Origin of the sequence: Streptomyces sp. DH12 (assembly GCF_020873895.1) — a bacterium.
Lineage (GTDB): Bacteria > Actinomycetota > Actinomycetes > Streptomycetales > Streptomycetaceae > Streptomyces.
In genome coordinates, this window is sequence record NZ_JAHWGT010001599.1 from 1 (window position 1) to 396 (window position 396).

Below are 396 nucleotides of genomic sequence, written 5' to 3' on the forward strand. Positions count from 1 at the left end.
GCGTGGACTTCCACGAGCGCTACACCTCCGGCCGGCTGATCTCCCGCTCCACCACCGACGTCGAGTCGCTGCGGGAGCTGCTGGAGGAGGGCCTGCAGGAACTGGTGATGACGATCCTGTCCGCCGTGTACATCTCGGTGCTGCTGCTCTGGCTGGACCTGGGCCTCGGCGCGGTGGCGGTGGCGTCGTTCGTGCCGCTGTACCTGCTGGTGCGCTCCTACCAGCGGCGGGCGCAGCGGGTGTACCGGAAGCGGTCGACGGCGATCGCCGCGGTGATCGTGAAGTTCGTCGAGACGATGAACGGCATCCGCCCGGTGCGCGCCTTCCGCCGCGAGCGGGCCAACGACGCGGACTTCGCGGTGCTGAACCGGCGGCACGAGAAGACCAACGGCGACG

1 protein-coding gene is annotated in these 396 nt (G+C 69.7%); it reads left to right on the top strand.

Features of this window, described 5'->3' with window-relative positions; translation table 11 throughout:
• The coding region (locus LPA54_RS41280; RefSeq protein WP_267488048.1) for an ABC transporter transmembrane domain-containing protein at window positions 1-396 on the top strand (396 nt) is incomplete at both ends.